The following is a 26,749-nucleotide window of genomic DNA, read 5'->3' as shown; positions in this document are numbered from 1 at the left end:
GCATTAATAGTAATCCGAAAAGGAATGCCAATGAGCGTTTCACGACTAAGCTCTATAGGCCAAAGCTTCGCACAAAAAAGTTTTGTAGGATTGTGCGCACTTTTTTCGGTGAGTCTACATGCTGCTTTACCCCCCTTGAATATTGATCCAGCTAAAGCAGAGTTAGGTAAAAGGTTGTTTTTCGATACGCGTTTGTCTGGAGACGATTCGATATCATGTTCGAGTTGCCATATCCCAGCTCACGGTTTTTCGTTTCCTGAACCTTTGAGCCCTGCATATACAGGCAGTGATGGCTTTCGTAATGCACCCACACTGATTAATACTGTTTACAAAGAAGTCTGGTTTCATGACGGACGCATTGGCACTAATTTAAACGATGTAGTTCGGGAGAATATTACCGAAGACTGGTTGATGAATATGGACATGCGTTTGATGCAAGAGCGTCTAAAACAAGACCCCATATACGTCAAAATGTTTAAAGCGGCCAACCTAGGCGAACCTTCAAATGGAGGTGTGCGTAAAGCCCTGCCTGAATATCTCAAAACACTGACTTCGAATAATGCCCCTTTCGATAAAGACGAACTTAGCTTGTTGGCAAAGCAGGGAGAGCAATTGTTCTCAGGGAAGGGCGGGTGTAGCCAGTGTCATAGCGGCCCCTTATTTACTGATGGCAAGGCTCACAACACCGGTGTACCTGAGAACAACGAGATATTTCTAGACCCAATGAGGCATCAGTCTTTTCTGGCTTACAACATGTTCATGGGTGTTCAAGACTACCTCATTTTAAAGCGTGACGTCGGTGCCCACGTTCAAACCCATAAAGCTGACGGAAGCGATCGAGGTAAGTTCATTACTCCAACACTACGAGAGCTCTCTCAGACGGCTCCGTACATGCATAACGGAATGCTGCTCACTCTTGAGGAAGTGGTCGAGTTTTATAACCAAGGGGGCGGCACTGATTCCAATAAAGATCCACGCATAAAACCGCTCTCTTTAACGGTTGAAGAGAAACAGGCGTTGATAGCATTTTTGCAATCATTGTCCGGTGACCCGTTAGTAGGTAGTCAATATGAATGGCTAGAGTATGACTTCGGCTATGAGTTTACGGAGGACTGGTCAAATGCTCGCAACTAAAAAATCAGCCTGGCTGTTGGCTTCTTCTCTGTTTATGGGATGTGTTTTCTTACCAAATACTGTCAACGCAAGCCTTAAGCTAGCACCGCTCGGCGAAGTTCCGATTCCTGCGGACAACAAACAAACACCCGAAAAAATTGAGCTAGGGAAAATCTTGTTTTTTGATGGCCGTTTAAGCGGTGACACTACAAGCCCATGCTCTGGTTGCCATATTCAATCTCAAGGTTGGGGTTTTCCCGATGATCTTTCTATGGGATACCCAGGCACGGTGCACTGGCGTAATAGCCAAACGATTATCAACTCGGCTTATTACAATAAACTGTTTTGGGCGGGCAGTGCTATGTCATTAGAGGCACAAGCAAAAGATGCTGCGAAAGGTGCGGTTGCGGGCAATGGCGAAGATGACATTATGGAAGCGCGTTTGGCATTAGTACCAGAATACGTAGAACGCTTTAAGCAAGTGTTTGGTGACGATACGCCAAAAATTCACAACGCTTGGCGTGCCATCTCTGCCTTTGAACGCACTATGGTTCAACGTGACACACCAATAGACAACTATTTACTCGGTGATGAAACAGCCTTGTCTGAATCCCAATTGAAAGGAAAAGCGTTGTTTGAAGGCAAAGCGAACTGTATTGCTTGTCACAACGGTTCTTTGGCATCCGACCAAAAATTCTACAACATTGGTGTACCGCCAAGCCCTTGGTGGAATGATGATGGCTTAGCGCAGATAACGTTTCGTTTTGAGCTTTATTCAAAAGGGGTCACTGAAGAAATGTACCGTACTTTGAAGGCTGACCCAGGTGCTTACTTTCGTGCCAAACGTAAAGAAATGTTAGGGAAATTTCGAACGCCAAGCTTACGTTATACAAAGTACACCGCACCATATATGCACAATGGCACCATTCCAACTTTAGAAGCGGTGATCGATTTTTATGGCCGAGGTGGCGTAGCTGATGACGGACGCACGACAGGGTTTCCTCAAACCAAGTCTGTTTTGATTCAACCTCTTGGTTTAACGGAACAAGATAAAAAGAACTTATTGAGCTTTGTTGAGGCATTCTCAGGTGAACAGATTTCTATTGATGAACCTAAAATTCCTGAATACCAACCGCTATTTACTAAAGAAGAACTTGCTGGGGTAAAAAAATGATCGCTAATTTGAAGCAAAATTCCAGTAAGGAACACAATAAATGCATGATGTCACGACGTGATTTTTTACTGTATTCAGGAGCGGCTACCGCTGTTTCAATAGTTCCTCTTTCCTTATTTGCAGGCACGGATTCTGAGATTCAGGTTGAAGGCCGTATTGTGGGTTATCCACGTAAGAAAATTGCAAAATTGAGCGAACTAAGTGATCACACTCCTGTTCATTTTCAGTATCCAGACGAAGGAAAAAACGCCATTGCGATGCTAGTTAAAGCCGATATTGAGTGCGGCGGGGGAATAGGGCAAAAGCGCGACATAGTGGCTTATTCAATGACTTGTACTCACCAAGGTGGGCCATTAGCAGGAGCGTATAAAGTAACAGGCGATCACCGTATCGTCGGGCAGTGTCCATTCCATCTGTCTACATTTGATTTACGACGCCATGGCATTATGGTTTCTGGACAAGCGTTTGAAAGCTTACCTCAAGTAGTGCTGGAGCTAGAAGGCGATGATATTTATGCGGTAGGGGTTATGGGCTTGATCTTTGGTCGAATGGAAAACCTAATCGATGTGGAGGTAGGTTAAATGAGAGAATCTTCTTCAAGCAATCAATCTCCTTTAAACCGTCAGTACCTCCAACCGACCAATACTTTGCTGCCTCCTGTTCATGCTGAAGTTATCACGACAGCCTGTGATTATTGTATCGTGGCGTGTGGTTATAAGGTTTATCGTTGGCCTGTAAATAGCCCTTCAGGTGGAGCTCGTGCTAACGAAAATGCATTTGCTGTCGACTTCCCTGTTCATGCATTACAAGCTTGGGTTTCGCCACAGCAACATAATATTGTTTCGCACAATGGCAAACCACACCATGTTGTTGTGGTTGCAGATAAAGACATACAGGTGGTGAACAAAGGTGGCGACTCTTCGGTTCGTGGCGGGTTGCTTGCAAGGAAATTGTACAACCCTGAAACGCCGACCAAAGATCGTTTGAAGCAACCGCTAATTCGAATCAATGGTCAGTTGCAGCCTGTCGAATGGGATTTCGCGCTAGATATTGCAGCTCAAGTCGGGCGCCACGTTATTGATACTCATGGTTCAAACAGTTACTGCGTTAAAACCTACTCCTATCAGTATATTGAAAATACGTATGCGATAACAAAATATGCATTGCGTCATGTTAATACAGCTAACTTTTCGTTCCATGACACGCCTTCAGATGTCACCGCAACTCCGGGCTTTCGAGACGCTGGTTTTGATAATTTCGCACCGAGTTATGATGATTGGGGCGCGGCAGATACCTTGATGATCTGCGGAACCGATCCGTATGAAACTAAAACAATTATTTTTACCCAATTCATAATGCCTGCGGTTCATCGTGGAATGAAAACCGTCATTCTAAACCCTCGCGAAACGGCAGGTATTGCATGGCTTAAAGCGCAAGGTGGCTTACATCTCGATATAAACCCTGGAAGCGATAACTTAGTCATTGGCGCTATTGCGCGAGTGATCCTTGAACATGGTTGGCAAGATAACGAGTGGATTGAAAACTGGGTCAATAACAAATGGGAATCGAGCTCAGGTTTTGGTCAGGGTACGCGTAACACACCTTGGCAATGGCGCACGACTTGGGGCAAATTCCAAACAGACGGTTTTGACGATTATAAGCAGTGGAACTTATCTCAAAAAGAGTATGCGCCGGAATACGCAGCCTCGGTTGCTGGTATTGATGTCGAGAAGATCCACAAAGCTGCTGAAATGTTAGCGATGCCGGTTGACGGTAAGCGAGTGAAGTCGTCGATTGGTATAGAAAAAGGTTTCTATTGGTCGAACAATACCGGTAATACCAACGCTATTGCATCACTTGCAACCATTATTGGAACGGGTGGGCGAGAAGGGCGCGTTATTGGTCGATTTGGTGGTCACCAACGTGGAGGGTTGGCTGGTGGGAAATTACCACGAAACAAATCCCCTGAAAAACTGGCAGGTAGGCGCCGACGTTCAATAGATACCGACCGATATCTTTATTCTGGGCACACACGCATGGCACATGTTATTGGCACCACTTGGATTCAAGCCATGTGTGGTAGCTATGGCCTAAAAGAGAAATTCACCGACTTAACGACGCGTAACCCACACCAAGCGATGCGACGTGATAAACAACATATTATTGATGCTCTAAAAAAGCGTGCAGATTCAGGCGGAATGGTTGTCATTAATCAAGATATCTACTTGCGCGATCCTATTGGTAAACAATTCGCCGATATCATCTTTCCAGCAGCGACTTGGGGGGAAGAGGATTTCATGCGTGCTAATGGTGAGCGTCGATTACGTCTTTACCAGAAGTTCTCTGATGCACCGGGTGAGGCGAAGCCCGACTGGTGGATTGTCGCTCAAATGGCTTCGCGAATGGGGTACGATGGGTTTGATTGGCAGAATTCGAATGATGTCGCCGAAGAATCATCGCGCTTTAGCCGAGGAAGTCGCAAAGATTTCAATATGATCAAAGTCGCCGCTCATGCTGAAGGTAAAACTCTCCATCAAAAACTGGCTGAATTTGGTACTGAAGGTATTCAGGGACCCGTTTTTTACAATTACGATACCAAAAAGCTAATTGGCACTAAGCGATTGCACGATACCGAAATGAGCTGGGATGATTTGGTCGAGAAAGGCTTACAAGACGGCCCACAAGGCGCGAATATCATGCGTAAACAACTCACGCGGTTCAACAGTCAGACAGGGAAGGTCAACCTTCAAAAGCATCCGTGGGGTTTGTTCAGTGATTTCCATGCGTGGCTTGCTCCCAAACAAGACGAGTTATGGTTTTCCAACGGTCGCATTAACGAAATTTGGCAATCAGGGTTTGATGATACTGAGCGTAGACCCTACATAACCCATCGTTGGCCTGAGAATTGGATTGAAGTTCATCCAGAAGACGCGGCAAAACGAGGAATCGAAGCTGGGGATGAGGTGTTGGTTTACTCAGAGCGCGTCGCAAATTTCAAAGATACGATCTTGGGTGTTGAATCGGACGACTTTCAGTTTAGTCGTCTGATGAAAAACGGGCATATTCAATTGGACTACGCGGAGATAAAGGCTGTGGCGATTGTCACACCGACAACGAAACAAGGTGTACTTTATTGCAATATGATGGACATGAAGAACCCAGCGAATGCGTTAACAACAAGGGTAGTTGACCAAATCAGTGGTAACTACAACTACAAAATGGGCGTCGCCAAAATAAAGAAAATTGGTGAGTCTAAATATAAGCGAGAGTTCCAAGGTTTCTCCTTTGCTCCGCGTAACATTGTGTAAGGGAAGTCTATGTTTGGCGTGTTATTAGTTTTGCATGTATTAGCGGCAACCATCTGGACTGGGGGCCACATTATTCTTAGCCTAGTTATCTTGCCGAAAGTCTTGAAACACCGTTCTCCAGAAATGTTACTGGAATTTGAGCAAGGGTATGAAAAAGTGGGTATGCCCGCTTTAGTGATACAAGTCGTTACGGGTTTGATGCTTGCTTATCATATGTTGCCGGACGTTAGCTTATGGTTTGATATGTCGATTCCGCTGGCGCATGGCATAGCAGCTAAACTGACGTTGTTATTTTTAACGGTTTTATTCGCTCTGGATGCGCGTTTTCGGGTGATACCTAAGTTATCTAAAGACAACCTTGTCGATATGGCGTTTCATATTGTGCCAGTCACAATCCTTTCAATTCTGTTTGTTGTGGTGGGTGTGTCGTTTAGAACGGGGTGGTTGATGTAGTTGTATATTAGGGAAGAGCATTCAACGTTTCCATTGACACAAAAACAGCGCTAACTTGCGCTGTTTTTGTTGATAGAACCTTCTGTTCAACAGGTCACTGGACAAGTTTTTCGGCTTGATCGAGTAAACCTTGCATCTTCTTCTGTGCTCGGCGGCTTACGCGTTTTTTAGCTGCATTGCGCGCTTCTTCAATATTGACACCTGGATCTCCAACAACAACCAACGCAACCATTCCATGTCGGTGATGAACTTTACATTTGATGCCATACACACCTGGCTTATCGAATGTGACTTCTTGTGCATTTGAACCTGAGATCATGATTGGCTTCACGCCTTCAGGAAGCATTCCTTGAATACTGTGAGCGGTATGAGAGCCGACGGTACCTTGGAACAACACTTTGTCACCGGGTTCGATTTCTACATAGTCAGGGATAAATTGGTACATTTTGTCAATGTTTTCAGAGTTCATGTCCATGACTTGTTTGATTATTTTCGTTTCGGCAAGTGCAGGAGTGGCAATGATAGTTAAAATCAGTAGAAGTACACGCATAGTCGTTGGCTCTATTAAATGAGAATTATTTTCAATAATCTTAATTTATTCACCGCTTGGTTGGAAGTTGGATTTGATATAGCCCTAGTGAATTTGAAGGGTGTATGTGCTGGATCAATTAAATTAACATTTTGCTAACTGGGAAAGCTTTCTCTTCAAGGTTAGTTAATAATCACAGGACATTTTTCGACTTGTTTGTCACGGTTTGTCTTGAATAAAATAGATGGCATTATGATTCAATGTTCTTTTTTGATCTTTGATTCGGGCGATACCTCTTCATAACTGCACATAGTTCTTCATGAATTTTGAAACTAACGTAATTTTCAGTGTTGTGTTAAGTCAATAAATGAAAATGATTGTCATTCAATTACGTTTTTGCTAACCTATTGTGAAACTTTACAACACTCTTTCTAGTGCGCCAAAGTGTATATAAAATCCCGCTAAACCCTATCAAAACTACGGTTATTCGTTTGCTTAGCCTGATAATTAAGCAGATCTACCTCTTTTGTTCTACCCCTTTGGGGTAGTTTGTTTTCGTAATTGATTTACATCATATTTTCATTTTCTTTCATAATTCATTATTCGCGTAGTTAAGAAATATATAACCTTCAGGAATTCTTATGAGCAAGATGAAGCTAGTCGTAATCGGTAACGGGATGGTCGGTCATCGCTATATCGAAGATTTAGTCGAGAAGACAGATGTTGCGAACATGGACATTACGGTGTTCTGTGAAGAACCACGTGTTGCGTATGACCGTGTGCACCTTTCTTCTTACTTTTCACACCACACTGCAGACGAACTTTCTTTAGTTAAAGAAGGCTTCTACGAGAAAAACGGCATAAACATGCTGATCGGTGAACGTGCAATCAACGTTAACCGTGAGAAAAAAACGGTTTACTCAAGCACTGGCCGTGAAATCCAATACGACAAACTTGTTCTTGCTACTGGTTCTTTCCCTTTCGTTCCGCCAATTAAAGGCAACGAAGGTAAAGACTGTTTTGTTTACCGCACAATCGAAGATCTAAAAGCTATTGAAGCAACCGCTAAGAATTCTAAGTCTGGTGTTGTTGTTGGTGGCGGTTTACTAGGTCTTGAAGCGGCTGGTGCACTAAAAGCACTTGGCGTGACAACACACGTTGTTGAGTTTGCTCCTAAGCTAATGGCTGAGCAACTTGACCTAGCGGGTGGTAATCAACTTCGTCAAAAAATCGAACGTATGGGCGTAAACGTACATACAAGCAAGAACACGCTTGAGATTGCTCCTGAAGGCACTGAAGCTCGTAACGTGATGCGTTTTGCAGACGGAACAGAGCTCGAAACAGATTTCATCGTATTCTCTGCTGGTATTCGTCCACAAGACAAACTTGCTCGTCAAATGGGCTTGGGTATCGCACCTCGTGGCGGTATCGAGATTAACGACCACTGTCAAACGACAGATAAAGACATCTATGCGATTGGTGAGTGTGCGTCTTGGAACCAAACGTTCTATGGCCTAGTTGCTCCTGGTTACAAAATGGCGACTGTAGCGGTTGACCACGTTGTAGGTAATGACAGCACATTTGAAGGTGCTGACATGTCTGCGAAGCTTAAGCTTTTGGGCGTGAAAGTAGGTTCAATTGGTGATGCGAATGGTCGTACACCTGGTTGTAAGAGCTACGTTTACCAAAACGAAGAGCAAGAAGTTTACAAACGCCTAATCGTTTCTGAAGACAATAAGAAACTTATTGGAGCTGTAATGGTGGGTGACACCTCTGATTACGGTGACCTTCTTCAACTTATGTTGAACGAAATCGACCTACCAGAACATCCAGATGCATTGATTCTTCCTGCTCACGCTGGTGGTGAAAAACCAACGCTTGGCGCTGACTCATTGCCAGAAACCGCTGTTATCTGTTCTTGTTTCGACGTAACCAAGGGCAAGATTGCTCAAGCAGTCGCTGAAGGTCACCACACTATTGGTGATATCAAAGCAGTCACTGGTGCGGGCACGGGTTGTGGTGGTTGTATTCCACTAGTAACTTCAGTACTAAACGCTGAACTAGCTAAAGCGGGTGTTGAAGTGAAGAACGACGTTTGTGAGCACTTTGCTTACTCTCGCCAAGAGCTTTTCCACCTGATTCGTATCGAAGAAATCAAAACATTCGACGAGTTACTAGAGAAATACGGTAAAGGCTACGGCTGTGAAGTATGCAAACCTCTAGCGGGTTCTATCCTTGCTTCTTGCTGGGGTGAGCACATCCTTAAGCCTGAGCTAGTGAAACTGCACGATACCAACGATAACTTCTTAGGTAACATTCAGAAAGACGGCACTTACTCTGTTATCCCTCGTATGGCGGGTGGTGAAGTAACGCCTCAAGCACTTAGCGTTCTTGCGGATGTTGCGGCTGAATACAACCTTTACACCAAGATTACTGGTGCACAGCGTATCGGTCTGTTCGGTGCTCAAAAGGATGACTTACCAGCAATCTGGAAGAAGTTAATCGCGGCAGGCTACGAAACGGGTCAAGCTTACGCAAAAGCACTTCGTATGGCTAAGACATGTGTCGGTTCAACTTGGTGTCGTTACGGTGTTCAAGATTCAGTTGGCCTAGGCGTGATGATCGAGAACCGTTACAAAGGCATCCGTACTCCTCATAAGATGAAGTTTGGTGTGTCTGGTTGTACTCGTGAGTGTGCTGAAGCTCAAGGTAAAGATTTAGGTATCATCGCAACAGACGCGGGTTGGAACATGTACGTGTGTGGTAACGGTGGTATGAAACCTCGTCACGCAGATTTACTGGCAAGCGACCTAGACCAAGAAACACTGTTGAAATACATCGACCGTTTCATGATGTTCTACATTCGAACGGCTGCTCCGCTTCAACGTACTTCGGTATGGATGGACAACCTAGAAGGTGGTGTTGATTACCTACGTGAAGTGATCGTTGATAACAAGTTAGGCATCAACGAGCAACTTGAAACTGACATTGCTGGTCTTGTGGGTAACTTCGCTTGTGAATGGACAGATACAATCAACGACGAAGCTCAACTTAAACGTTTCTCACACTTCATCAATGCTGATGACCGTGATGAAAATGTTGTGTTTGTTGATGATGGCCGTGAACAACACCGTCCTGCAACATTTACAGAAAAACACCCAGAAGCGAAGGGCGACATCCTTCACGTTGAACTGGTTTAATTGGGAGACGACATCATGGCATTTACCAAAGTTTGTAAGATCGAAGATATTATTCCAGGTACAGGTGTATGTGCGTTGGTTGGTGGTGAACAGGTTGCTATCTTTCGCCCAACCAAAGCTGAAGAAGTGTTCGCTATTAGCAATACTGACCCGTTTTTCCAATCAAACGTTTTATCTCGCGGTTTAACGGTTGAGCATAAAGGTGAGCTTTGGGTGGCAAGCCCGCTTAAGAAGCAGCGCTTTAACCTAGCAACAGGTGTTTGCATGGAAGACGAGAACTTTAGCGTAAAAGCGTATAAAACTCGCATTACCAAAGGTGCTGTAGAAATTTCAGCATAATCAGATATATATCAAGATTTGATAGTTCAAGGGTTCTAGTTCCCGACATTGCCTTAGTTCGGTAACTAGAATCTTTTCCTATCCAATTTTAACTTTTAATTTTAACTTTTAAGGACAATCTTATGTCTGCTTTAAAACCTGTAGAATTTGTACAAACGATGATCGATGTCGGTGAAGCTAAGATCAAAACGAGTACTCGTGATCTTATCTTACGCGGCACTATGGCTGGTATCATCTTGTCTCTTGCTGTTGTAGTTGCTATCACTGCTATTACTCAAACAGGTATCGGCATTGTAGGCGCACTCGTGTTCCCAGTGGGTTTCTGTATCCTTAGTTTAATGGGTTACGACCTAGTGACTGGCGTATTTGGTCTTGCACCTCTAGCGAAATTTGATAACCGTCCGGGTGTTACTTGGGGTCGCGTATTACGTTGTTGGGGTCTAGTTGGTCTTGGTAACCTAATTGGTTCTCTTATTGTTGCTGCACTGATTGCTCAATCACTAACAATGAACTTCAGCATGGAACCAAACGCAGTTGGTCAGAAGTTTATGGCTATCGCAACGGCTCGTACTGTTGGTTTTGAAAACCTAGGCGCAGATGGTTGGATCACATGTTTCGTTCGCGGTATTTTGTGTAACCTAATGGTATGTCTCGGTGTAATCGGTAACATGACTGCTCGTACGGTTGCAGGCAAGATTGCAGCAATGTGGCTACCAATCTTCATCTTCTTCGCACTTGTATTTGAACACGCAGTTGTAAACATGTTCCTATTCCCACTAGGCATGATGCTAGGTGCAGATTTCGGTATCACAACTTGGTTAAGCTACAACCTTGTACCTACTATCCTAGGTAACATTGTTGGTGGTCTGCTGTTCACTTGTATTCCTCTATACTTAACTCACGCTAAAACGGCTCCGGCTCTAGGCGCGAAGTAATCAACTCGCTCTGTTGAATTGAAATAGAGCTAGCTGCTAAAACAAATTTAATAAGCCCCTAGCATAATGTTTTGGGGCTTTTTTGATCGTAACTGTCCTGAAATTAAACCACGACTGATGAGCTTGCAAATGGTGTGGTGGTCTATGGCCGCCATTTACGGATAGGCGCTTTTTAGAAAAATTGCCATTTACAGATAACGTTCATTATCAGTTGGCAATAAGCAGCAAACGACGTAATAGATTGTTTTGTTATATAAACTTCTATCTTGATTAGAATTAAACGTGAAGTTTTGTCTCAACAACTGATAGTCTAAGAAGTAGGGATTTTGGTAATTCACATGAATTAACAGTGAATTGCTATACAGAATTAAGCTTGAAATATAACAAGCTAACTTTCGGAGCAAAGCATGTCAGAAGTATCGCCATCGAATGTTAATACAGGAAACAAAGGATTTGTTTCATTAGTAGGTGCGGGTCCGGGGGATCCAGATTTATTAACGGTTAAAGCGGCACGAGTTATTCAACAAGCCGATGTTTTGGTCTACGACCGACTGGTATCAAAAGATATTTTGGCCATGGCCAACGAAAAAGCAGAGATGTTGTATGTGGGTAAAAAACTCGACCATCATTGTGTACCACAAGATCAAATAAACCAACTGCTTGTGACTAAAGCACAAGAAAATAAGCACGTTGTTCGCCTAAAAGGCGGTGACTCCTTTATCTTTGGTCGTGGTGGTGAAGAGTGTGAAACGCTTGCTGAAAATGACGTGAGATTTGAAGTAATTCCGGGTATCACCGCTGCGGCAGGTGCAACAGCTTATGCCGGTATTCCACTGACTCATCGAGACCATGCACAAAGCGTTCAGTTTATTACCGGCCACCTGAAAAAGGATGGCGAAGATATTGATTGGCGTTCACTTGCTCAACACAACCATACCATCGTGTTTTATATGGGCTTGAAAGAGAGCCCTAATATTCAGAAAAATTTACTGGATAATGGTATGCGTGCAGACATGCCTGTGGCGATTATTGAAAACGGTACGCGCCAAGAGCAGAAGGTATTCCGTGGCGGGTTAAATGACTTGGCAAATCTAGCTAGCGAAGCGAAAAGCCCTGCTTTGATCGTTGTCGGTAGTGTTGCTCAACTTCATGAAAAATTAGCTTGGTTTAAAGAACAAGTCTAGTGAGTTGCTGGCGCTAAGGTCAGCATTACTAATGCTAGTTGCCTTAATATTTAGTTACCTTAATGCTCAGTAGACTTAATTCATCGTTCACTTGAGGTCTAGCCAACTGGCATTGTAGGTCACTAAAGAAGCCTGATTAAATACTGCAGCGGCTGTTTTGTCGCTGCATTTCTTGTTGTCGCATTGGCATTTCATCAATGAGGTTGGTAAGCAAATTCCAATCTGTTTTCCCATTCCATCTGTGCTTTTCTTTGCCATCTTTTCCAATTAAAACAGCCGTATGTGACCCTTTTGGGATCTCGTAACTGCTGGTTACTGCATCTAAATTAAACTCTTCATTGAGCCAAGTCGGAATGGTATAGCCACTTTCTGCGATGACCATGACGACGACATCTCGTTCGTCTAGCTGGCAATTGTTTATCAACACCTCGTTTAAAAATTCTTTGACTACTGAGTCTTCAGTCGGAGCAAAGTCAATCACACTACGATGTGGCAAAGCTTTTGAGTGGGAGTAGGCTGGGTACGCAAGGGCTGGGTTAATCGTTAAGCTCATTATCAACACCGTGCTGATGCACAGCAGTTTTGTTAACCATGACCCCCAGATAGCTTCGGGTGAACCATTTGCAACTAGCAGCACGTCAGTCGTATCGGTGCTTGCGGACGATTTGAATGTTTGTCGATGCTGCATAGCCAAACTCCGTTTGATAAGCGGTTGAAACAAAGAGCGCTCTGAATGCTCTCTATCTAAAGTGTAGAATCCAATGCCTTTACGTTCCAGTTGAAAGCAAGTGCATTAACTATAGTGGGGTTCACGCTAAATAAATTTAGGCTTACGTTCAAGAGACATACGTTCAATAGGCTTAGGTTTACGTTAACGATAGCTAACAGGTTCATTTTTATTAAATAAAGCGACTCGCATTTTGGTATTGAGTAGAATAGGGTATACGGAAAATCTAAAGGTATGAATTTATGGAAAACATAGCAATATTGGTCGACGTTCAGAACGTTTACTATACAACGCGCGACAAATACCGTTCTAACTTCGACTATAACCAGTTTTGGTATGTTGCCACTGAAGGGCGTAACGTTGTTGCTGCCAATGCTTACGCGATCTCTAGCCAAGATCCTAAACAGCGTCAATTTCACCATATCCTGCGTGGGGTTGGCTTTAGTGTGAAGCTAAAACCGTTTATTCAGCGTCGAGACGGCAGTGCAAAAGGGGATTGGGATGTCGGTATCGCGTTAGATGCGATAGAACTTGCAGAGACGGTTGATAAGATTGTTTTGGTGTCTGGCGATGGCGATTTTGAAATCCTTGTTGAGCGAATCAAGGAGCGCTTTAGTAAGCCTGTTGAAGTGTATGGTGTTCCGGGGCTAACTGCTCAAAATCTTATCGATTCTGCGTCAAAATTTGTACCGATTGAAAAAGATTTCTTACTTTAAGAGAAATCTCGTATTTTATAATTGAAATCAATAATAACGATAATTAGAATGCAAACTATTATTACTTATCGGTTTGTATGATGTCGCGCGTTTTAGTTGTTGATGATGATATTCAGTTATGTGAATTGTTGGGTGAAGTCTTAGAAAATGAAGGGTATCACGTCGATACCGTTCATTGTGGTGAGTCTGCGCTTGAGTTCATCCAGTCTCACCCAGTTGATTTAGTCTTACTTGATGTAATGTTGCCTAACCTCAGTGGTATTCAAGTTGCTAGGCGAATTTGCCAGCGATTTGCTACACCCATTCTTATGCTGACGGCTCTTAATGACGATGCCTCGATGCTAGACGGTTATCAAGCGGGTGCCGATCAATACATCGCCAAACCTTTCAATGTTCCTGAACTATTGACTCGCATCAAGGTGATCTTGCGCCGCGTTGGTTTTGAACGTCAAAGGCAATCTTTGGCTTCATCTAATCAAGGCTTGTGTGAACAACTTTCTCGTTTACCGTTAACGGGTACTGAGAAAGAACTGCTTGATTACTTGGTCAAAAATGACGGTATTGTTGTATCTAAATCTGACCTTCAAATCCATGTTCTAAAGAAAGAGCTCTGTCCTTTCGATCGTAATTTAGACATGCATATCAGTAATATACGTCGAAAGCTCGTTCAGGCAGGCTTGTCTAAGCAACACATCAAAACCGTTCGTGGTAAAGGCTATAGCTACCTAGAGTCGGTAGGGGTATGAGTCAGAAACTGCTGCGTTGCCCTGATTTTATTGCCAAACGTAAGGATGGCTTAACGTTCCAGTTGTTCAGCTACCTGACGGTGATTTTGGTAAGTATATTAATCCTTCAAGGCGTGGCTGAACGAGCGTTGATGAAGGCTTTGTTGAAGGTACCAGAATCCGTCAAAGCCGAAATGTTGGATCTTGCGTATCAAGCTAATGTGCTGATCGAAGAAGGGGATATGGATGAGTTAGCTGACTGGGGCAATGCTCAAGGTTACTATCTATTTGTGATCGATGAAAATAATCGACCAATTACCCATCGACACATGCACCCGCACTTTGAATTCAAACTGAAGTACCTGCGTTCCTTAGATCATCAATTAAGTGATCGTGTCAGTAAGCCTATCTTCGGACTGCCACTTGATAACGGCAAAACACTGGTTATTCAACTGCCGCACCAGTTCCATCCTGCTAAATCCTTTGCTCCATATTCCTATATGCTCAAAGCCTTGATTGCATTGGTCGTATTGACACTGTTCTCCATTATTATGGCGAAAAGCCTTCAGCAACCTCTGGATCGTTTAAGGGAAGCAAGTCGAAGATTAGCGCAAGGGGATTTCTCGGTGAGTGTTGTTTCAGAGCTTGATTCAACTACGCGTGAATTTAACGAACTTGCCCATGACTTTGATCACATGACGGTTGAGATTAAGTCTCTGGCTGAAAAGCAGCGTCGTTTGATTCGTGATGTATCACATGAGCTTAGAACGCCACTAGCAAGGCAGAACCTCGCATTGCATCTGTTGCGTAGCAAGGTCGATGATAAGAGCATTGGCTTGCTTGAACGAATGGAAAGCGAAACGGAAGAGATGAATAAGCTTGTTGGTGAGATCCTAGAATTCAGCCGTCTAGAAACGTCTCGCTATGATTCCAAGTTAAGCTTGATGCACCTTGAGCATTACTGTTCGATGCTCATCGCGCAAATGCAAAATGACTTAAAGCCGAATCAAACCTTAGTCGGTGATTTAGAGACGCCAACATCAATGGTTAATGTTGATGAAAGGTTGCTCCTGCGAGTTATCGGTAATTTGGTCGGTAACGCAATTAAATATGCTGGCGAGAATACACATGTTGTCGTAACTACTTATGAACTGTTAGTCGATAAACGTTACAGTGTCATATCTGTAGAAGATGACGGTGATGGCATTCCTGATAATAAGATTACAGGGATTTTCGACCCGTTTACTCGCATAGAGTCAGCCCGAGATAAACAGTCTGGTGGCTATGGGTTAGGCCTCGCGATCGTCAAGGAAGCGATGGGTGTGATGAATGGGCATGTAACTGCTGAAAACAGAGACGGTGGGGGGCTTAGAGTGAACCTTATGTTCCCAATCGTCGATTAGCTTCCCGTTGTTATGCGTTGTGCTCCATAGATAACGATGACTGAAAGCGTGCTGAGAAACATTGCTTAGAAATATAGCTAAGTAATATAGCTTAGAAACATAGCCCAATAAAAAACGCCACTGCAGATGCAGTGGCGTTTTTTTTTATACGCTTTTGAGTATCAGCTAAGGCATAGCCATTAATTACGCCTCAGTTTGAAGGTAAGAGCGACAGAGAAACTAGATTATGCCTGTTGGCGTGCTAGCTTAACTTCTTCTTCTTTCTCACCAGCTGCTGGGTCATTGAAGCGAGCTTCGTCAAAAGAACCTTCAGACTTAGCCACAATGATAGTTACGGCACTATCACCTGTGATGTTTACAGCGGTACGAATCATATCAAGAAGGCGGTCAACACCCATGATAAGCGCGATACCTTCAAGCGGTAAGCCAACTTGGTTCAATACCATCGCTAGCATAACAAGACCAACACCAGGAACACCTGCAGTACCAACAGACGCCAATGTCGCTGTTAGGATAACCATCAAGTAGTCACCCATAGTAAGGTCAATGTTGTAGGCTTGTGCGATAAACGCCGTTGCAACACCCTGCATGATAGCAGTGCCGTCCATGTTCACTGTTGCACCTAGTGGTACAGTGAAAGAAGCGACTTTGTTATCTACGCCCATGCGGTTTTTAGCCGTTTCCATAGTTACTGGAATCGTTGCGTTTGAAGATGCCGTTGAAAATGCAAACATGATGGCATCTTCCATCTTACGTAAGAACGTAATAGGGCTTAAACCTGTGAATCCTTTTAGCATCGCACTGTAAGTAACCAAACCGTGTAGGAGTAGGGTACCTGCAAGTACTAAGAAGTATTCTGCTAGGTTCCAGATTGCGCTTAAACCAAGGCCGGAGAACAGCTTCGCCATCAAGAAGAACACACCATAAGGCGCAAGGTTCATTAGTAGCGCAACAAGCTTCATGATCACTTCGTTCAAGTCAGAGAAAACCGCAGCGATACGCTCGCCAGGTTTACCCGCTGCACTGATTGCAATACCAAACAACACAGCAAATACGATAACTTGCAGCGTTTTGCCCTCAGCCATCGCCTGAATAGGGTTGGTTGGGAACATGTCGATGATTACTTGACCCAAAGAAGGGGCATCCGCTGATTTGAAAGAGCTCGCAGCAGTAAGATCCGCACCAGCTCCAGGTTGGAATAGGTTACCGATAGTGAGTGCTAGAGTGATAGCAACGGCTGTGGTACCGATATAAAGTGCAAGCGTTTTGCCACCCATACGGCCAAGAGTTGATAAATCTTTAAGAGAGCTCGTACCGCACACTAGTGAAACGAAGACTAGAGGCACAACAAGCATTTTTAAACTGGCGACAAAAATCTGCCCGCCTACTTCAAAGAGTCCATTAACGATGTAGTTGTTAACAAATCCGCTGTCTGCAAAAAGGGATTGAATGGCAAATCCCGTTAATATGCCCACGACCATACCGAGGATAACTCGACCAGTTAGAGACATAGGTTTCTTGGTATTCATTTAGAACACTCCTTATTATTTATAACTTTGATACCTTTTCAAAGTGAGCGGGAGATTAGCAGTCGGTTGATCAAATCGAAAAACAAAAAATGAGTTTGAAATTATAGATGTGATCAGAATCACCGATAATTGTGTAAATTAAACAAATAAAAACAAAATAACTCACCATTTATTTACATTTATCGAGGTTTTTATACATCAATCAGTCGTTTCAAAGGTAGTAAATAAGACAAGACAGTATTGTTATTGATCTTGGTAGCTTAGATTGATCAGGCCAATGACCTTATAGTGAAATGTTGAATTCATGTTTACAGATCTGCACGCTCAATTAACGTATTGAATTGATTGTGTTGAGCTATAGAAAGCGTGCGTTCAGTGGGTTTTACAAACTTTTACGAATGCAAAGAATGTAAATTTAATGCAAATGGTAATAGTTATCACTTATATTCACTCCCGAAATGATTCAGTGGTACCGGAAACGGTTCAACGAGCACATCAAATAACTAAAAAGTGTTCGAATAAAAGAATAAAGCGGAGTAAAGGACATGTTTTCAAAGAGCCCATTGGCCCTAGTGATCGGCGCAGTATTAGCTTCACCAGCAGTATTGGCAGAAACAGTAAAAACAGACGAGCACATGGTTGTTGAAGGTCGTGACTACGGTTACAAAGCCGACACGAACACAACAGCAATGCGCATGGAGGCGACTCAATTAGAAACTCCGGGACAAGTTTCAGTAATCGATGAGCAAATCATCGATGAACAGCGTGCTAGCACGTTAGGTGAAGTTCTTAAAAACGACGCATCTGTTGGTGCTGGTTCTAAGTCAACTAACCGTGAGCGTTTTACTCTTCGTGGTTTTGATTTAGACAGTAGCTCTGGTTACTTACGTGATGGCGTTCAACACTGGTCTCATTACCGTCAACCGGTAGAACTTTTAGAACGCGTTGAAGTATTGAAAGGCCCAGCAGGTCTGCTTTACGGAAAATCAGCACCTGGCGGTCTTGTTAACATGGTTTCTAAGAAGCCAACATACGAAACTCAAGTAAACGTAAGCCAAGATATTGGTTCTGATAGCTACACACGTACTACAGCAGATGTAAGTGGTTCATTGAATGATGACCAAACTTTACGTGCTCGTCTTATTGTTTCACAAGAAAACCAAGACTCTTACCGTACCCGCTTTGATGGCACTGATGTAGAGACTGACCGTTTTGTTGGTGGCTTATTTGTTGATTACGATATTAACGAAGACATCATGCTGTCTGTGCACTACGACCGCACCATTGAAGAGGGCGATTTAGACAACGGTTCTAAAATCGATACTTCTACTGGTAAAGTTATCGACCCTAACACGGTTAATGACCAACGTTTTGCTCAAACGGATAACGACGTTGCAAACTATGGTGCATCTGTAACCGCTAACTTGAACGACGCTTGGTCTGTTAAGACTGGTATCAGCCGTCAGTTCTACGAGCGTCAACGTACAGAATCGAACAACACAGTATATAGCGATAAGAGCGGCGGTTACGGCTACAAGGTATCAGACCGTCACGATGAATGGACGTTTGACACGGCTTACGTAGACTTTACTGGTGACTTTGACGCACTTGGTGTTAATCACCGTCTACTTGTTGGCGTGAATGGCCTACATTACGACTACGAGCGCTTATACGACTCTGGCTACACATGTGTTAACGCAACAGAAGCAGAAGCTGTTGCTGCATGTGGCAACGGTTTTGATATGCCTTCTAACGTTAGCTACAAGAACGACAATGAAGTGTCTCACTCTGAAAGCCAACACTACGGTCTTTATGTTCAAGACTTAGTAACGCTTACTGAACAATGGCAAGTGCTTGGTGGCGTACGTTTCGCTTATGACAAAACGACGAGCAGTTCTAATCAAGAAGAGAGCTACAACAACATTCTTCCTAAGTTTGGTGTGATTTACTCTCCGGCTTCAAACGGTTCAATTTACGCGGTTTACTCTGAAAGCTTCGAACCTGTTGGTGAAATCACAGACCAAGATGATGTGAACTTTGGTCAGTCTCAAGATGCTAAGAAAGGCACTCTTTACGAGTTAGGTTCTAAGTGGGAACTGTTTGATGAGCGTTTGTTTGTATCAGGAGCATTGTTCCAGATTACTCAATCGAACATGCAAGTGACTGAAGATCTAGATCCAGCAAGTAATAACGGCAAAGAGACACGCACAAGCCAAGTTGGTGAACAAGTTCATACTGGTGTAGAACTGTCGGCTACTGGTTACATGACTGAAGCGTTCTCATTGAGTGCATCGACTATGTTCTTGGATGCTGAATATCAAAACGATCCTGCACTTGAAGGCAAAACTCCAGCAGATGTGCCAGAGTTTACAGCTAGCATTTGGTCTACTTACTCGTTCAATAACGGTACTGATGTAAACCTAGGTGTTTACCATGTAGGTGAACGTTACACAGAAAGCGCTAATACTTTTAAGAAAGATGCTTACACTCGCGTAGATATGGGTGTTTCACATACGATTAAGTATGACGAAAACCTAGATTTCGTTGCTCGTTTCAACGTAGAGAACTTGTTTGATACAGATTACCTAGAAGGTGGCAGTACAAGCAGCGTAGTTGTTGGCGAAGGCCGTAACTACATGGCGACTTTACAGGTAAAATACTAATTTGTTAGTAGGGTATTATTGCTAGCCTAAATATTAAGGGGAAGGTTTCGACTTTCCCCTTTCGTGATTCTGCTATTTAATAAAAATATCCCTAGTAATGCGAGTGACTTTTAATGATAATGAGACTGCTTATCAATAAAACTCATTTGACCTTCTTCTTATAGTAAATGACTACAATTATGAATCTTTTAAAAACTAGCCTAGCACTTGCCATCAGTTTGGTTGCAACGTCTTCGATGGCAAACAGCTTGGATCAAGCTCAATCAATTCAGAATAAGACCAATAACGCGTCGGCTTCGAGCCAAAAGGTTATTGATAAAAGCTCACAAGCGACCTTAATGTTGCAAGCTGAGATTGAGCGTCTGCAAGAAGAAGTAAAAAACCTAGAAATCTATCACGATCACCTTGCTGCGTTGGTTGAGAGTCAAAACAGAGAAGCTCAGAGCATTGAAGGGCAGATCGATGAAATCAAGTACACACGCCAAGGTGTTGTTCCTTTGATGTATCAGATGATTGATGGTCTTCAACAGTTAATAGAGCAAGACATTCCGATTAAAAAAGAGCAACGCCTAGAGAGAGTTGAAAAGCTTCAAGCTATGATGACTCGCGCTGACGTAAGTGATGCTGAAAAATACCGTCGTATTTTAGAGGCATACCAAATCGAGATGGACTACGGCATTAAGCTAGGTGTTTATCAAGGTCGCGTAGCATTGACGAGCGAAAAAACGATTGAGGCTGATGTACTGCACCTAGGTCGCATCTCTTTAGTCGCTCGCAATCTAAATGGCAACCAATACTGGTCTTGGGATCAAACAGAAGATCAATGGCAAGAGCTTGACTCTTCAATGAAATCTGAACTGGATAAAGCCTACGATATTGCTGGTCAACAAGCGGCGCCAAGCTTGATTACTTTACCTGTTTCTCTAACTGTTGCGGAGGTTAAGTAATGAACTTAAAACCGTTGGCCGCATTACTTTGCATTACATCTATTTCATTCTCTGCTTTCTCTGCATCAGACACGACTGCTCAATTAGTTAATAAAGCAAAATCAGAGAGTCGAACTCAAGCCTCTCACAATGTGGTTCGAGAAGCGGATTTCAAAAAGACAGAACAAGAGCTCAAAGCGATCAAAGTGCAGCTTGAAGAGAAACGCACCTCAATCCAAAGCGCTACAGACGTTCTGACTCAAACGTTCAGCGACAACGAAAACAAACTTGCTCGTTTAGAAGAGAAACTGCGTTTAGAAACGGGTAGTCTCGGTGAGTTGTTTGGCGTCGTTCGCCAAAACGCAAAAGAGCTAGGTGCAGAGCTTAGTTCTACAGTGAACAGTGTTGATCGCGCTGAACATACTGCAACCGTTGAGCAAATCATTGATGCTAAATCATTGCCATCAATGCCACAGCTATCTGGCTTGTGGATGAGTATGGTTGAGCAAATTCAAGCGAGTTCGGAGCTTAGTAAATCTCAAATTGCGTTCATCAATGGTGAAGGCAACACACAAAAGGCTAATGCTTATCGCCTAGGTTCAATCGGCCTAGTGACTGACCAGGGCTATGTTAGCTGGAACACCCAGCGCGAAGATGCAATCGCGTATTTGAAACAACCATCAAATGGTCCAACATTCGCGTCGCTTTCCGCACTTGCGAATGGCGACGTATCTAATATCGTTGTCGATCCTTCTCGTGGATTCATGCTAGAACAATTGGCTTTGGAACCAAGCCTAACTGATCGTCTTCAAGCTGGTGGCGTAGTAGGCAAAGTGATTCTTGGCTTGTTGGCAATTGGTTTAATCATCGCATTGGTTCGTGGTATTTCTTTAGCTATCGCTCGTCAGAAAATTCGCGCACAACTGAAGAACCCTGAACAAGCGGGCGACAACCCTCTGGGTCGCGTTCTTGCAGTTTACAACAAAGAGCAAAACCAAACGGTTGAAGCACTAGAGTTACGTCTTTTAGAAGCCGTCGTTGATGAACAGACTCACTTAGAGAAAGGTTTATCGATGCTGAAACTTCTAGCTGCACTCGCTCCTATGCTTGGCTTGTTGGGCACCGTAACCGGCATGATCGAAACATTCCAAGTGATCACACAGTTTGGTAATGGTGACCCTAAAGTCATGGCTGGTGGTATTTCGATGGCGCTTGTAACAACGGTACTTGGCCTAGTTGCTGCAATGCCACTACTACTGGCACACAACATTCTCAGCACTCAATCAGAAAATATTCGCAATATTCTTGAGAAGCAGGGTATTGGCCTTGTTGCTGAGCAGGCAGAAAAGACAGTTGAATCAAAAGCTGTTGTTTCACCAGTTGGGACTGCTGCGTAATGGATATTTTGTCGGGTTCTCTATTACCAGCGAGTTGGTTAACGAGTGACTGGCTGCTGTCTTTATCAAGCTTTATGGAGCAGGGCGGTTTCGTCCTGTGGTGGCTAGCTGCTGTTGTCCTAGTGTATTGGGTGCTTGTGGTAGAACGCGTGCTTTATCTTGCGTTCTATTTTCCAAAACAACGCCAAGCTTGGATTACAAAGTGGCATGAAAGAGAAGACCACTCTTCTTGGCATGCCAAAGCCATTCGTGAAGGTTGGTTAGGACAAGCGAGTATTTTGCTTAACCAAAACTTGAATTTTATTAAACTGTTAGTCGCTATTTGTCCGATGTTGGGCTTGTTAGGCACCGTTACCGGTATGATCTCTGTTTTTGATGTCATGGCGACTCAAGGAAGCAGCGACCCTAAATTGATGGCTTCAGGTATCTCGTTAGCAACGCTGCCAACCATGGCGGGTATGGTTGCTGCACTAGCGGGCATGTTTGTTCACGCGCGTTTAGCGAAAGTGTGTAACCGTTTAGAATTAAAATTAGAAAAATCTTTAAGGAGTCAACGATGAGACTCGGTCGACGTCATTCTAAAAACGAAGAGGCTCAAATAGACCTTACTTCGATGCTTGATATCGTATTTATCATGCTTATTTTCTTTATTGTGACCAGTTCATTTGTTCGTGAATCAGGGGTTGAAGTCAATCGCCCACAAGCTTCTAACGTAGTAAGCCAAAAGGATGCGGGCATCTTTGTTGCGATTACGTCTGCGAATGACATTTTCATTGATAAACGTGTCGTTGATGTTGAACGTGTTCAAGCGACATTAGAACATTTATTACTAGAACAACCTGATGCATCTTTGGTTATCCAAGCGGATGAACACGCTTATAACGGAACGGTGGTTAAAGTGATGGACGCTGCTAAAGGTGCGGGTGTTAAGAACATTGCACTTGCTGCTGAAAAGCGATGATCTTGGAGGATCTTCATAAATGATTCGCCTTTTTCTTGCCTTACCGATAGCGGGGGTACTGGGTTTAGCTCTGTTTTCCTTCATGGCTTGGATGGTTGATAATGGCCATCAACGTTCTCCAGAAAGTGGTGAGACTTTAAGTTTTAACATGGTGATGGTGGAACAAGAACAAGACGTTCAAAGAAGACAACGTGCAGTTCCTGAACAACCAGAAATGCCAGAACCGCCACCAGAAGCGCAAACGTCTCAGTCACAAGCTGAAGTCACGCCTCTGAATTCGATGTCTTCGCTGCCTTCATTGGATTTGAATACATCGATTGATGGCCTAGCGATTAATGCGCCGACATTTTCTGATTTTGGGTCAAACCAACAGGCTATGCCTCTGTATCGAGTAGAACCTCGTTACCCAGCAAAAGCGCTTAAGCGTGGCGCTGAAGGCTTTGTTACATTGAGTTTTACTGTCGATGAGACGGGGCGCCCAGTTGATATTCAAGTCACTGACGCAAACCCACGTCGTATGTTTGAACGTGAAGCGATGAGAGCACTTAAAAAATGGAAATATCAACCGAAAGTCGTCGATGGAAAAGCGATAGCTCAGGTTGGTCAAACCGTGAAACTAGAGTTTAAGTTGGCAAAATGATGAAACAGATATGGATATTAGTGGGCTTGTTGTTAATGCCCCTTTCAACACAAGCAAAAGAGTTAACTCAATATACTGCTATTCGTGTTCAAAAAGCGCACAAGCTTGCTCAAGATGAACAGGTTAAACAGGCGATTGACGTTCTTGCAGGCTTGGAGCTTTCTAAAGGCTACGACAAAGCGTACGTAGCTCGTATGCTTGGTGTGTTTTACTGGCAAGATGGGAAAACTGACGCGGCGATTAAGCAGCTAACTTATGCCGTCGATACTAATTTGTTGGTCGATGAGCAAGCTTGGATAACGAAGCGCATGCTTGCTGATCTATTACTAAACGATCAGCAGTTTAAAAACGCGCTTCCGCACTATTACGAGTTAGTGAAAACAGCGCCAGAAAAGGAAAAGAAAGACACGCTTTGGATGCGAATTGCACAAGCTGAATACCAAATTGAAAACTGGTCGAAAGTACTAGTAGCCATTGGTAATCATGACAAGTTCAATTCAAAACCAGAGTTGTCGCCTCTATCACTAAAACTGGGTGCACAACTACAGTTAAAGCAGTGGAAGCAATCTATTCCAACACTGGAAAGCCTTATTGAACTTCAACCAGAAAAAGACAACTGGTGGCGTCAACTAGTGGGTATTCAACTAAGGTTAGAACGTAACCGAGATGCATTAAATACGTTGGCGCTGGCCGATCTACAAGGTGTTGAGCTTAAAAACTCAGACCGTAGGCTGCTTGCTCAATTGTATGCGAAACGAGGCATTCCAGAACGTGCTGCTGAAGAAATAAGTAAGTTAGATGACGCGAACAGTGACGTTCAACTTCTGGCTGAGCAAGCAACTTACTGGCAGCTAGCTAAAGAATGGGACAATGCCATTGAAGTGTGGACGTTAGCGTCTAAAAAGGACACTCAATATCATTGGAATGTGGCTCAGCTTTTGGTTCAGCAGGGTTACTATGACCGAGCGCTGGTTGTTTTAGACAAAGTGAAAGACAAAAACAAACAAGCCGACGTCGCATTGGCGAAAGTACGTTCTTGGTACAAGCTTAAGAACTTAGATAACGCCCTTGCTCAAGCCAAACGTGCGAACAACATTGAACCTTCTTCTGAAGCAAAAGGTTGGATCAAATATCTGACTCAGCTAAGAACAGTTAGTGATAACGGAAGTGTCTAACTGCTGATAGCTAAAAAAGAAGATAAGAGACAGCACATAGAAGCTAGAAATAAGAAATAAGAAATAAGAAAAGTAAAAGGGTGCCATTTGAACGTTCAAATGGCACCCTTTTTGATATCTTGCGTTAAAATTTTGCTCGCTTTGCTGTTTGGGAAAGTAAATAGCGAAAAACTAAGCTCTCAGCTTAAGTGTTAAGATCTTAAGGATTACACATCGTGCCGCTCGGAGTAGCACTTTGAATAACGCCGCTGTTATCAGCGATCCAGTTGATAGTGCAATCACGATACGGGTCCTTAAAGGTGTGCAAAATATTGCCATTATCTAACGGCTTTTTAGTCTCAACCCAAGCATAGTTTCGAGACTCCCAAAAACTGATAGGACGTGCTCGTTCAGTTAGATACAACTTTTGTACATCGGTTATGTTTGATCCGATGTGTTTTTGGAGGCGGTCTTGCTTACTTGCTATTTGGTTAGTACATGCCGTTAGCAACATGGCAAAAACTAAAATAATAATACGCATTTTTAAAATCCCTTTAAGCTTGTGTAACTGTATCCAATTTATAACTGATAAGTTTAATCTACTCTAAAGCACATCACATCAATCGCTGAACACATCGAGATCCTAATGATCTTTTAGTGATATCAGTACAAAACCCACTAAATACTCGTCCGTTCACACCATGGTTTTTATCTTAAAGTTGCTCAATCCATCAGCTTTAGCTTCTGTAGACCTTCAGTTTTTTGTTGACCTTTAAACGACTACTAAGCGCCATGAATATAAGTTAGCAAGAATATGCAAACAGTTCGATTACTTCCCATGTAATGTTATGTAAATTTCCTTACGCTGCTCGGCAAACGTAAACAATGTAAATTGAATGCCAATACGAATGATTATCAACTAAATTGTCGCCATAAAATTTATAGGTATTGGTTTGTATGTCGTTAAAAAGTAGGGCGGTTCAATCATGGGCTCGTCGACTTCATGTTTATATTTCAATGGCGCTTCTGTTCGTTGTTCTTTTCTTCTCAGTGACAGGTATCACCCTTAATCGACCTGAGTTATTTGAATCAACACAACCCAATATCCAACGATCTACGTTAACGCTTCCTACAAGTTTATTTTCAATCCAAGACGGGCGATTAAAAGCCGATGAAACGGCCTTTGAAACGTTTTTGTTTGAAGAAGCCAACCTATCGGGCGTTCCTTCAGGTTTAGACATCTACGCAGAGATTGAAAACGGTGAGTTGCTCATCGGCGAAGTGTCTATGGATTTTAAAGGACCAGGCTACAACGCCTCTGTGTTCGTTGACGTGACGTCTGAAATGGTGGAAGTCGAAACCACCAATTACGGCGTTATCGCACTGTTGAACGACCTACACAAAGGGCGTAATAGCGGTGAAGTTTGGAAATGGTTTATCGATATCACTGCGCTACTGATGATCTTCTTTGTGCTTACTGGCGTGTGCTTACTGTTACCTAAGAAAAAAACGCTCAATACCTCCATTAAATGGACGGTGTTTGGGTCTGCAATCTCTCTTGCTATCTATTTTGTCGCCGTGCCTTAACCCTTAATTAGCTTGATCAATCAGGTTGATGAGTCAGTTTGGTGAATCAACTTGAAGAACGAACTAAAGGTTAAACGGATTTAAAA

At 43.3% G+C, this 26,749-nt stretch carries 24 protein-coding genes; 20 read left to right on the top strand and 4 right to left on the bottom strand.

Annotated elements, in window-relative coordinates:
- Nucleotides 1–30: 30 nt before the first annotated feature.
- From OCV36_RS20685 to OCV36_RS20665, 5 genes are read left to right on the top strand one after another with little or no spacing between them, the layout of a single operon-like run.
- Nucleotides 31–1,134, top strand: a complete 1,104-nt coding sequence (locus OCV36_RS20685; RefSeq protein WP_135458612.1) for a cytochrome-c peroxidase — start codon at nucleotides 31–33, stop codon at nucleotides 1,132–1,134.
- Entirely contained in the window at nucleotides 1,121–2,287 is a 1,167-nt protein-coding gene (locus tag OCV36_RS20680; RefSeq protein WP_135458614.1) for a cytochrome-c peroxidase, read from the top strand. Before OCV36_RS20685 ends, OCV36_RS20680 begins: the two co-directional genes overlap by 14 nt.
- Complete coding sequence (locus OCV36_RS20675) at nucleotides 2,284–2,868, top strand: arsenate reductase (azurin) small subunit (protein ID WP_135458617.1); 585 nt, start codon at nucleotides 2,284–2,286, stop codon at nucleotides 2,866–2,868. Before OCV36_RS20680 ends, OCV36_RS20675 begins: the two co-directional genes overlap by 4 nt.
- The gene (locus OCV36_RS20670) at nucleotides 2,869–5,595 is read left to right on the top strand and encodes an arsenate reductase (azurin) large subunit (protein WP_210114734.1); all 2,727 of its coding nucleotides are present in this window, start codon (nucleotides 2,869–2,871) and stop codon (nucleotides 5,593–5,595) included.
- A 9-nt stretch (nucleotides 5,596–5,604) separates the two neighbouring features.
- Nucleotides 5,605–6,048 (top strand): CopD family protein, encoded by a 444-nt coding sequence (locus OCV36_RS20665; protein ID WP_135458619.1) that lies wholly within the window; start codon nucleotides 5,605–5,607, stop codon nucleotides 6,046–6,048.
- A 94-nt stretch (nucleotides 6,049–6,142) separates the two neighbouring features.
- Here OCV36_RS20665 and OCV36_RS20660 read toward each other — a convergent pair whose 3' ends face one another.
- Nucleotides 6,143–6,598: a plastocyanin/azurin family copper-binding protein gene (locus OCV36_RS20660; protein ID WP_017076013.1), complete on the bottom strand. Its 456-nt coding sequence runs from the start codon at nucleotides 6,596–6,598 to the stop codon at nucleotides 6,143–6,145.
- Nucleotides 6,599–7,218: 620 nt separating this feature from the next.
- On the opposite strand from OCV36_RS20660, the gene nirB reads away from it, so the two are divergent.
- The 4 genes from nirB to cobA all read left to right on the top strand — a co-directional run bounded on the left by nirB (nucleotide 7,219) and on the right by cobA (nucleotide 12,235).
- A complete protein-coding gene (nirB, locus tag OCV36_RS20655; protein ID WP_017076012.1) occupies nucleotides 7,219–9,777 on the top strand; it encodes a nitrite reductase large subunit NirB in 2,559 nt (852 codons plus the stop codon).
- A gap of 15 nt (nucleotides 9,778–9,792) precedes the next feature.
- Nucleotides 9,793–10,116 carry a nitrite reductase small subunit NirD gene (nirD, locus tag OCV36_RS20650; RefSeq protein ID WP_017076011.1) on the top strand — a complete coding sequence of 108 codons (324 nt, stop codon included), beginning with the start codon at nucleotides 9,793–9,795 and terminating at the stop codon, nucleotides 10,114–10,116.
- 122 nt (nucleotides 10,117–10,238) lie between these two features.
- Nucleotides 10,239–11,051, top strand: coding sequence for a formate/nitrite transporter family protein (locus OCV36_RS20645; protein ID WP_017076010.1), 813 nt, complete (start codon nucleotides 10,239–10,241; stop codon nucleotides 11,049–11,051).
- Between the two features lie 407 nt (nucleotides 11,052–11,458).
- Nucleotides 11,459–12,235: a uroporphyrinogen-III C-methyltransferase gene (gene cobA / locus OCV36_RS20640; protein ID WP_135458622.1), complete on the top strand. Its 777-nt coding sequence runs from the start codon at nucleotides 11,459–11,461 to the stop codon at nucleotides 12,233–12,235.
- 136 nt (nucleotides 12,236–12,371) lie between these two features.
- On the opposite strand, the gene OCV36_RS20635 is transcribed toward cobA, so the two are convergent.
- The gene (locus tag OCV36_RS20635) at nucleotides 12,372–12,923 is read right to left on the bottom strand and encodes a DUF4174 domain-containing protein (protein WP_135458624.1); all 552 of its coding nucleotides are present in this window, start codon (nucleotides 12,921–12,923) and stop codon (nucleotides 12,372–12,374) included.
- Nucleotides 12,924–13,204: 281 nt separating this feature from the next.
- Between OCV36_RS20635 and OCV36_RS20630 the strand changes: the two genes are divergently transcribed.
- From OCV36_RS20630 to OCV36_RS20620, 3 genes are all read left to right on the top strand, one after another.
- On the top strand, nucleotides 13,205–13,678 hold the full coding sequence (locus tag OCV36_RS20630) for a LabA-like NYN domain-containing protein (RefSeq protein WP_135458626.1): 474 nt from the start codon (nucleotides 13,205–13,207) through the stop codon (nucleotides 13,676–13,678).
- An 80-nt stretch (nucleotides 13,679–13,758) separates the two neighbouring features.
- Nucleotides 13,759–14,424 (top strand): response regulator transcription factor, encoded by a 666-nt coding sequence (locus tag OCV36_RS20625; protein WP_017076006.1) that lies wholly within the window; start codon nucleotides 13,759–13,761, stop codon nucleotides 14,422–14,424.
- Complete coding sequence (locus OCV36_RS20620; protein WP_135458628.1) at nucleotides 14,421–15,806, top strand: sensor histidine kinase; 1,386 nt, start codon at nucleotides 14,421–14,423, stop codon at nucleotides 15,804–15,806. The genes OCV36_RS20625 and OCV36_RS20620 overlap by 4 nt, the downstream gene beginning before the upstream one ends.
- Before the next feature lie 224 nt (nucleotides 15,807–16,030).
- Here OCV36_RS20620 and OCV36_RS20615 read toward each other — a convergent pair whose 3' ends face one another.
- Nucleotides 16,031–17,335, bottom strand: coding sequence for a dicarboxylate/amino acid:cation symporter (locus tag OCV36_RS20615; RefSeq protein WP_012600580.1), 1,305 nt, complete (start codon nucleotides 17,333–17,335; stop codon nucleotides 16,031–16,033).
- 545 nt (nucleotides 17,336–17,880) lie between these two features.
- On the opposite strand from OCV36_RS20615, the gene OCV36_RS20610 reads away from it, so the two are divergent.
- The 7 genes from OCV36_RS20610 to OCV36_RS20580 all read left to right on the top strand — a co-directional run bounded on the left by OCV36_RS20610 (nucleotide 17,881) and on the right by OCV36_RS20580 (nucleotide 25,097).
- Nucleotides 17,881–19,998: a TonB-dependent siderophore receptor gene (locus tag OCV36_RS20610; RefSeq protein WP_135458630.1), complete on the top strand. Its 2,118-nt coding sequence runs from the start codon at nucleotides 17,881–17,883 to the stop codon at nucleotides 19,996–19,998.
- A gap of 179 nt (nucleotides 19,999–20,177) precedes the next feature.
- Nucleotides 20,178–20,945, top strand: a complete 768-nt coding sequence (locus OCV36_RS20605; RefSeq protein WP_017076003.1) for a DUF3450 domain-containing protein — start codon at nucleotides 20,178–20,180, stop codon at nucleotides 20,943–20,945.
- The gene (locus OCV36_RS20600) at nucleotides 20,945–22,321 is read left to right on the top strand and encodes a MotA/TolQ/ExbB proton channel family protein (RefSeq protein WP_135458632.1); all 1,377 of its coding nucleotides are present in this window, start codon (nucleotides 20,945–20,947) and stop codon (nucleotides 22,319–22,321) included. Before OCV36_RS20605 ends, OCV36_RS20600 begins: the two co-directional genes overlap by 1 nt.
- A complete protein-coding gene (locus OCV36_RS20595; RefSeq protein ID WP_004731144.1) occupies nucleotides 22,321–22,881 on the top strand; it encodes a MotA/TolQ/ExbB proton channel family protein in 561 nt (186 codons plus the stop codon). Before OCV36_RS20600 ends, OCV36_RS20595 begins: the two co-directional genes overlap by 1 nt.
- On the top strand, nucleotides 22,878–23,282 hold the full coding sequence (locus tag OCV36_RS20590) for an ExbD/TolR family protein (RefSeq protein ID WP_004731145.1): 405 nt from the start codon (nucleotides 22,878–22,880) through the stop codon (nucleotides 23,280–23,282). The genes OCV36_RS20595 and OCV36_RS20590 overlap by 4 nt, the downstream gene beginning before the upstream one ends.
- A 19-nt stretch (nucleotides 23,283–23,301) precedes the next feature.
- On the top strand, nucleotides 23,302–23,922 hold the full coding sequence (locus OCV36_RS20585) for an energy transducer TonB (protein WP_135458634.1): 621 nt from the start codon (nucleotides 23,302–23,304) through the stop codon (nucleotides 23,920–23,922).
- A complete protein-coding gene (locus OCV36_RS20580) occupies nucleotides 23,919–25,097 on the top strand; it encodes a tetratricopeptide repeat protein (RefSeq protein WP_135458636.1) in 1,179 nt (392 codons plus the stop codon). The genes OCV36_RS20585 and OCV36_RS20580 overlap by 4 nt, the downstream gene beginning before the upstream one ends.
- Nucleotides 25,098–25,296: 199 nt before the next feature.
- On the opposite strand, the gene OCV36_RS20575 is transcribed toward OCV36_RS20580, so the two are convergent.
- Nucleotides 25,297–25,617, bottom strand: coding sequence for a hypothetical protein (locus tag OCV36_RS20575; protein WP_135458638.1), 321 nt, complete (start codon nucleotides 25,615–25,617; stop codon nucleotides 25,297–25,299).
- 416 nt (nucleotides 25,618–26,033) lie between these two features.
- Here OCV36_RS20575 and OCV36_RS20570 point away from each other — a divergent pair, with 416 nt between their 5' ends.
- The gene (locus tag OCV36_RS20570) at nucleotides 26,034–26,663 is read left to right on the top strand and encodes a PepSY-associated TM helix domain-containing protein (protein ID WP_017075997.1); all 630 of its coding nucleotides are present in this window, start codon (nucleotides 26,034–26,036) and stop codon (nucleotides 26,661–26,663) included.
- The last annotated feature ends 86 nt before the right edge of the window (nucleotides 26,664–26,749 follow it).

The sequence above is a fragment of the Vibrio echinoideorum genome (assembly GCF_024347455.1).
GTDB lineage: Bacteria > Pseudomonadota > Gammaproteobacteria > Enterobacterales > Vibrionaceae > Vibrio > Vibrio echinoideorum.
The sequence above is the reverse complement of the archived record's forward strand: the minus strand, read 5'-3'. Positions and strand labels throughout refer to the sequence as shown.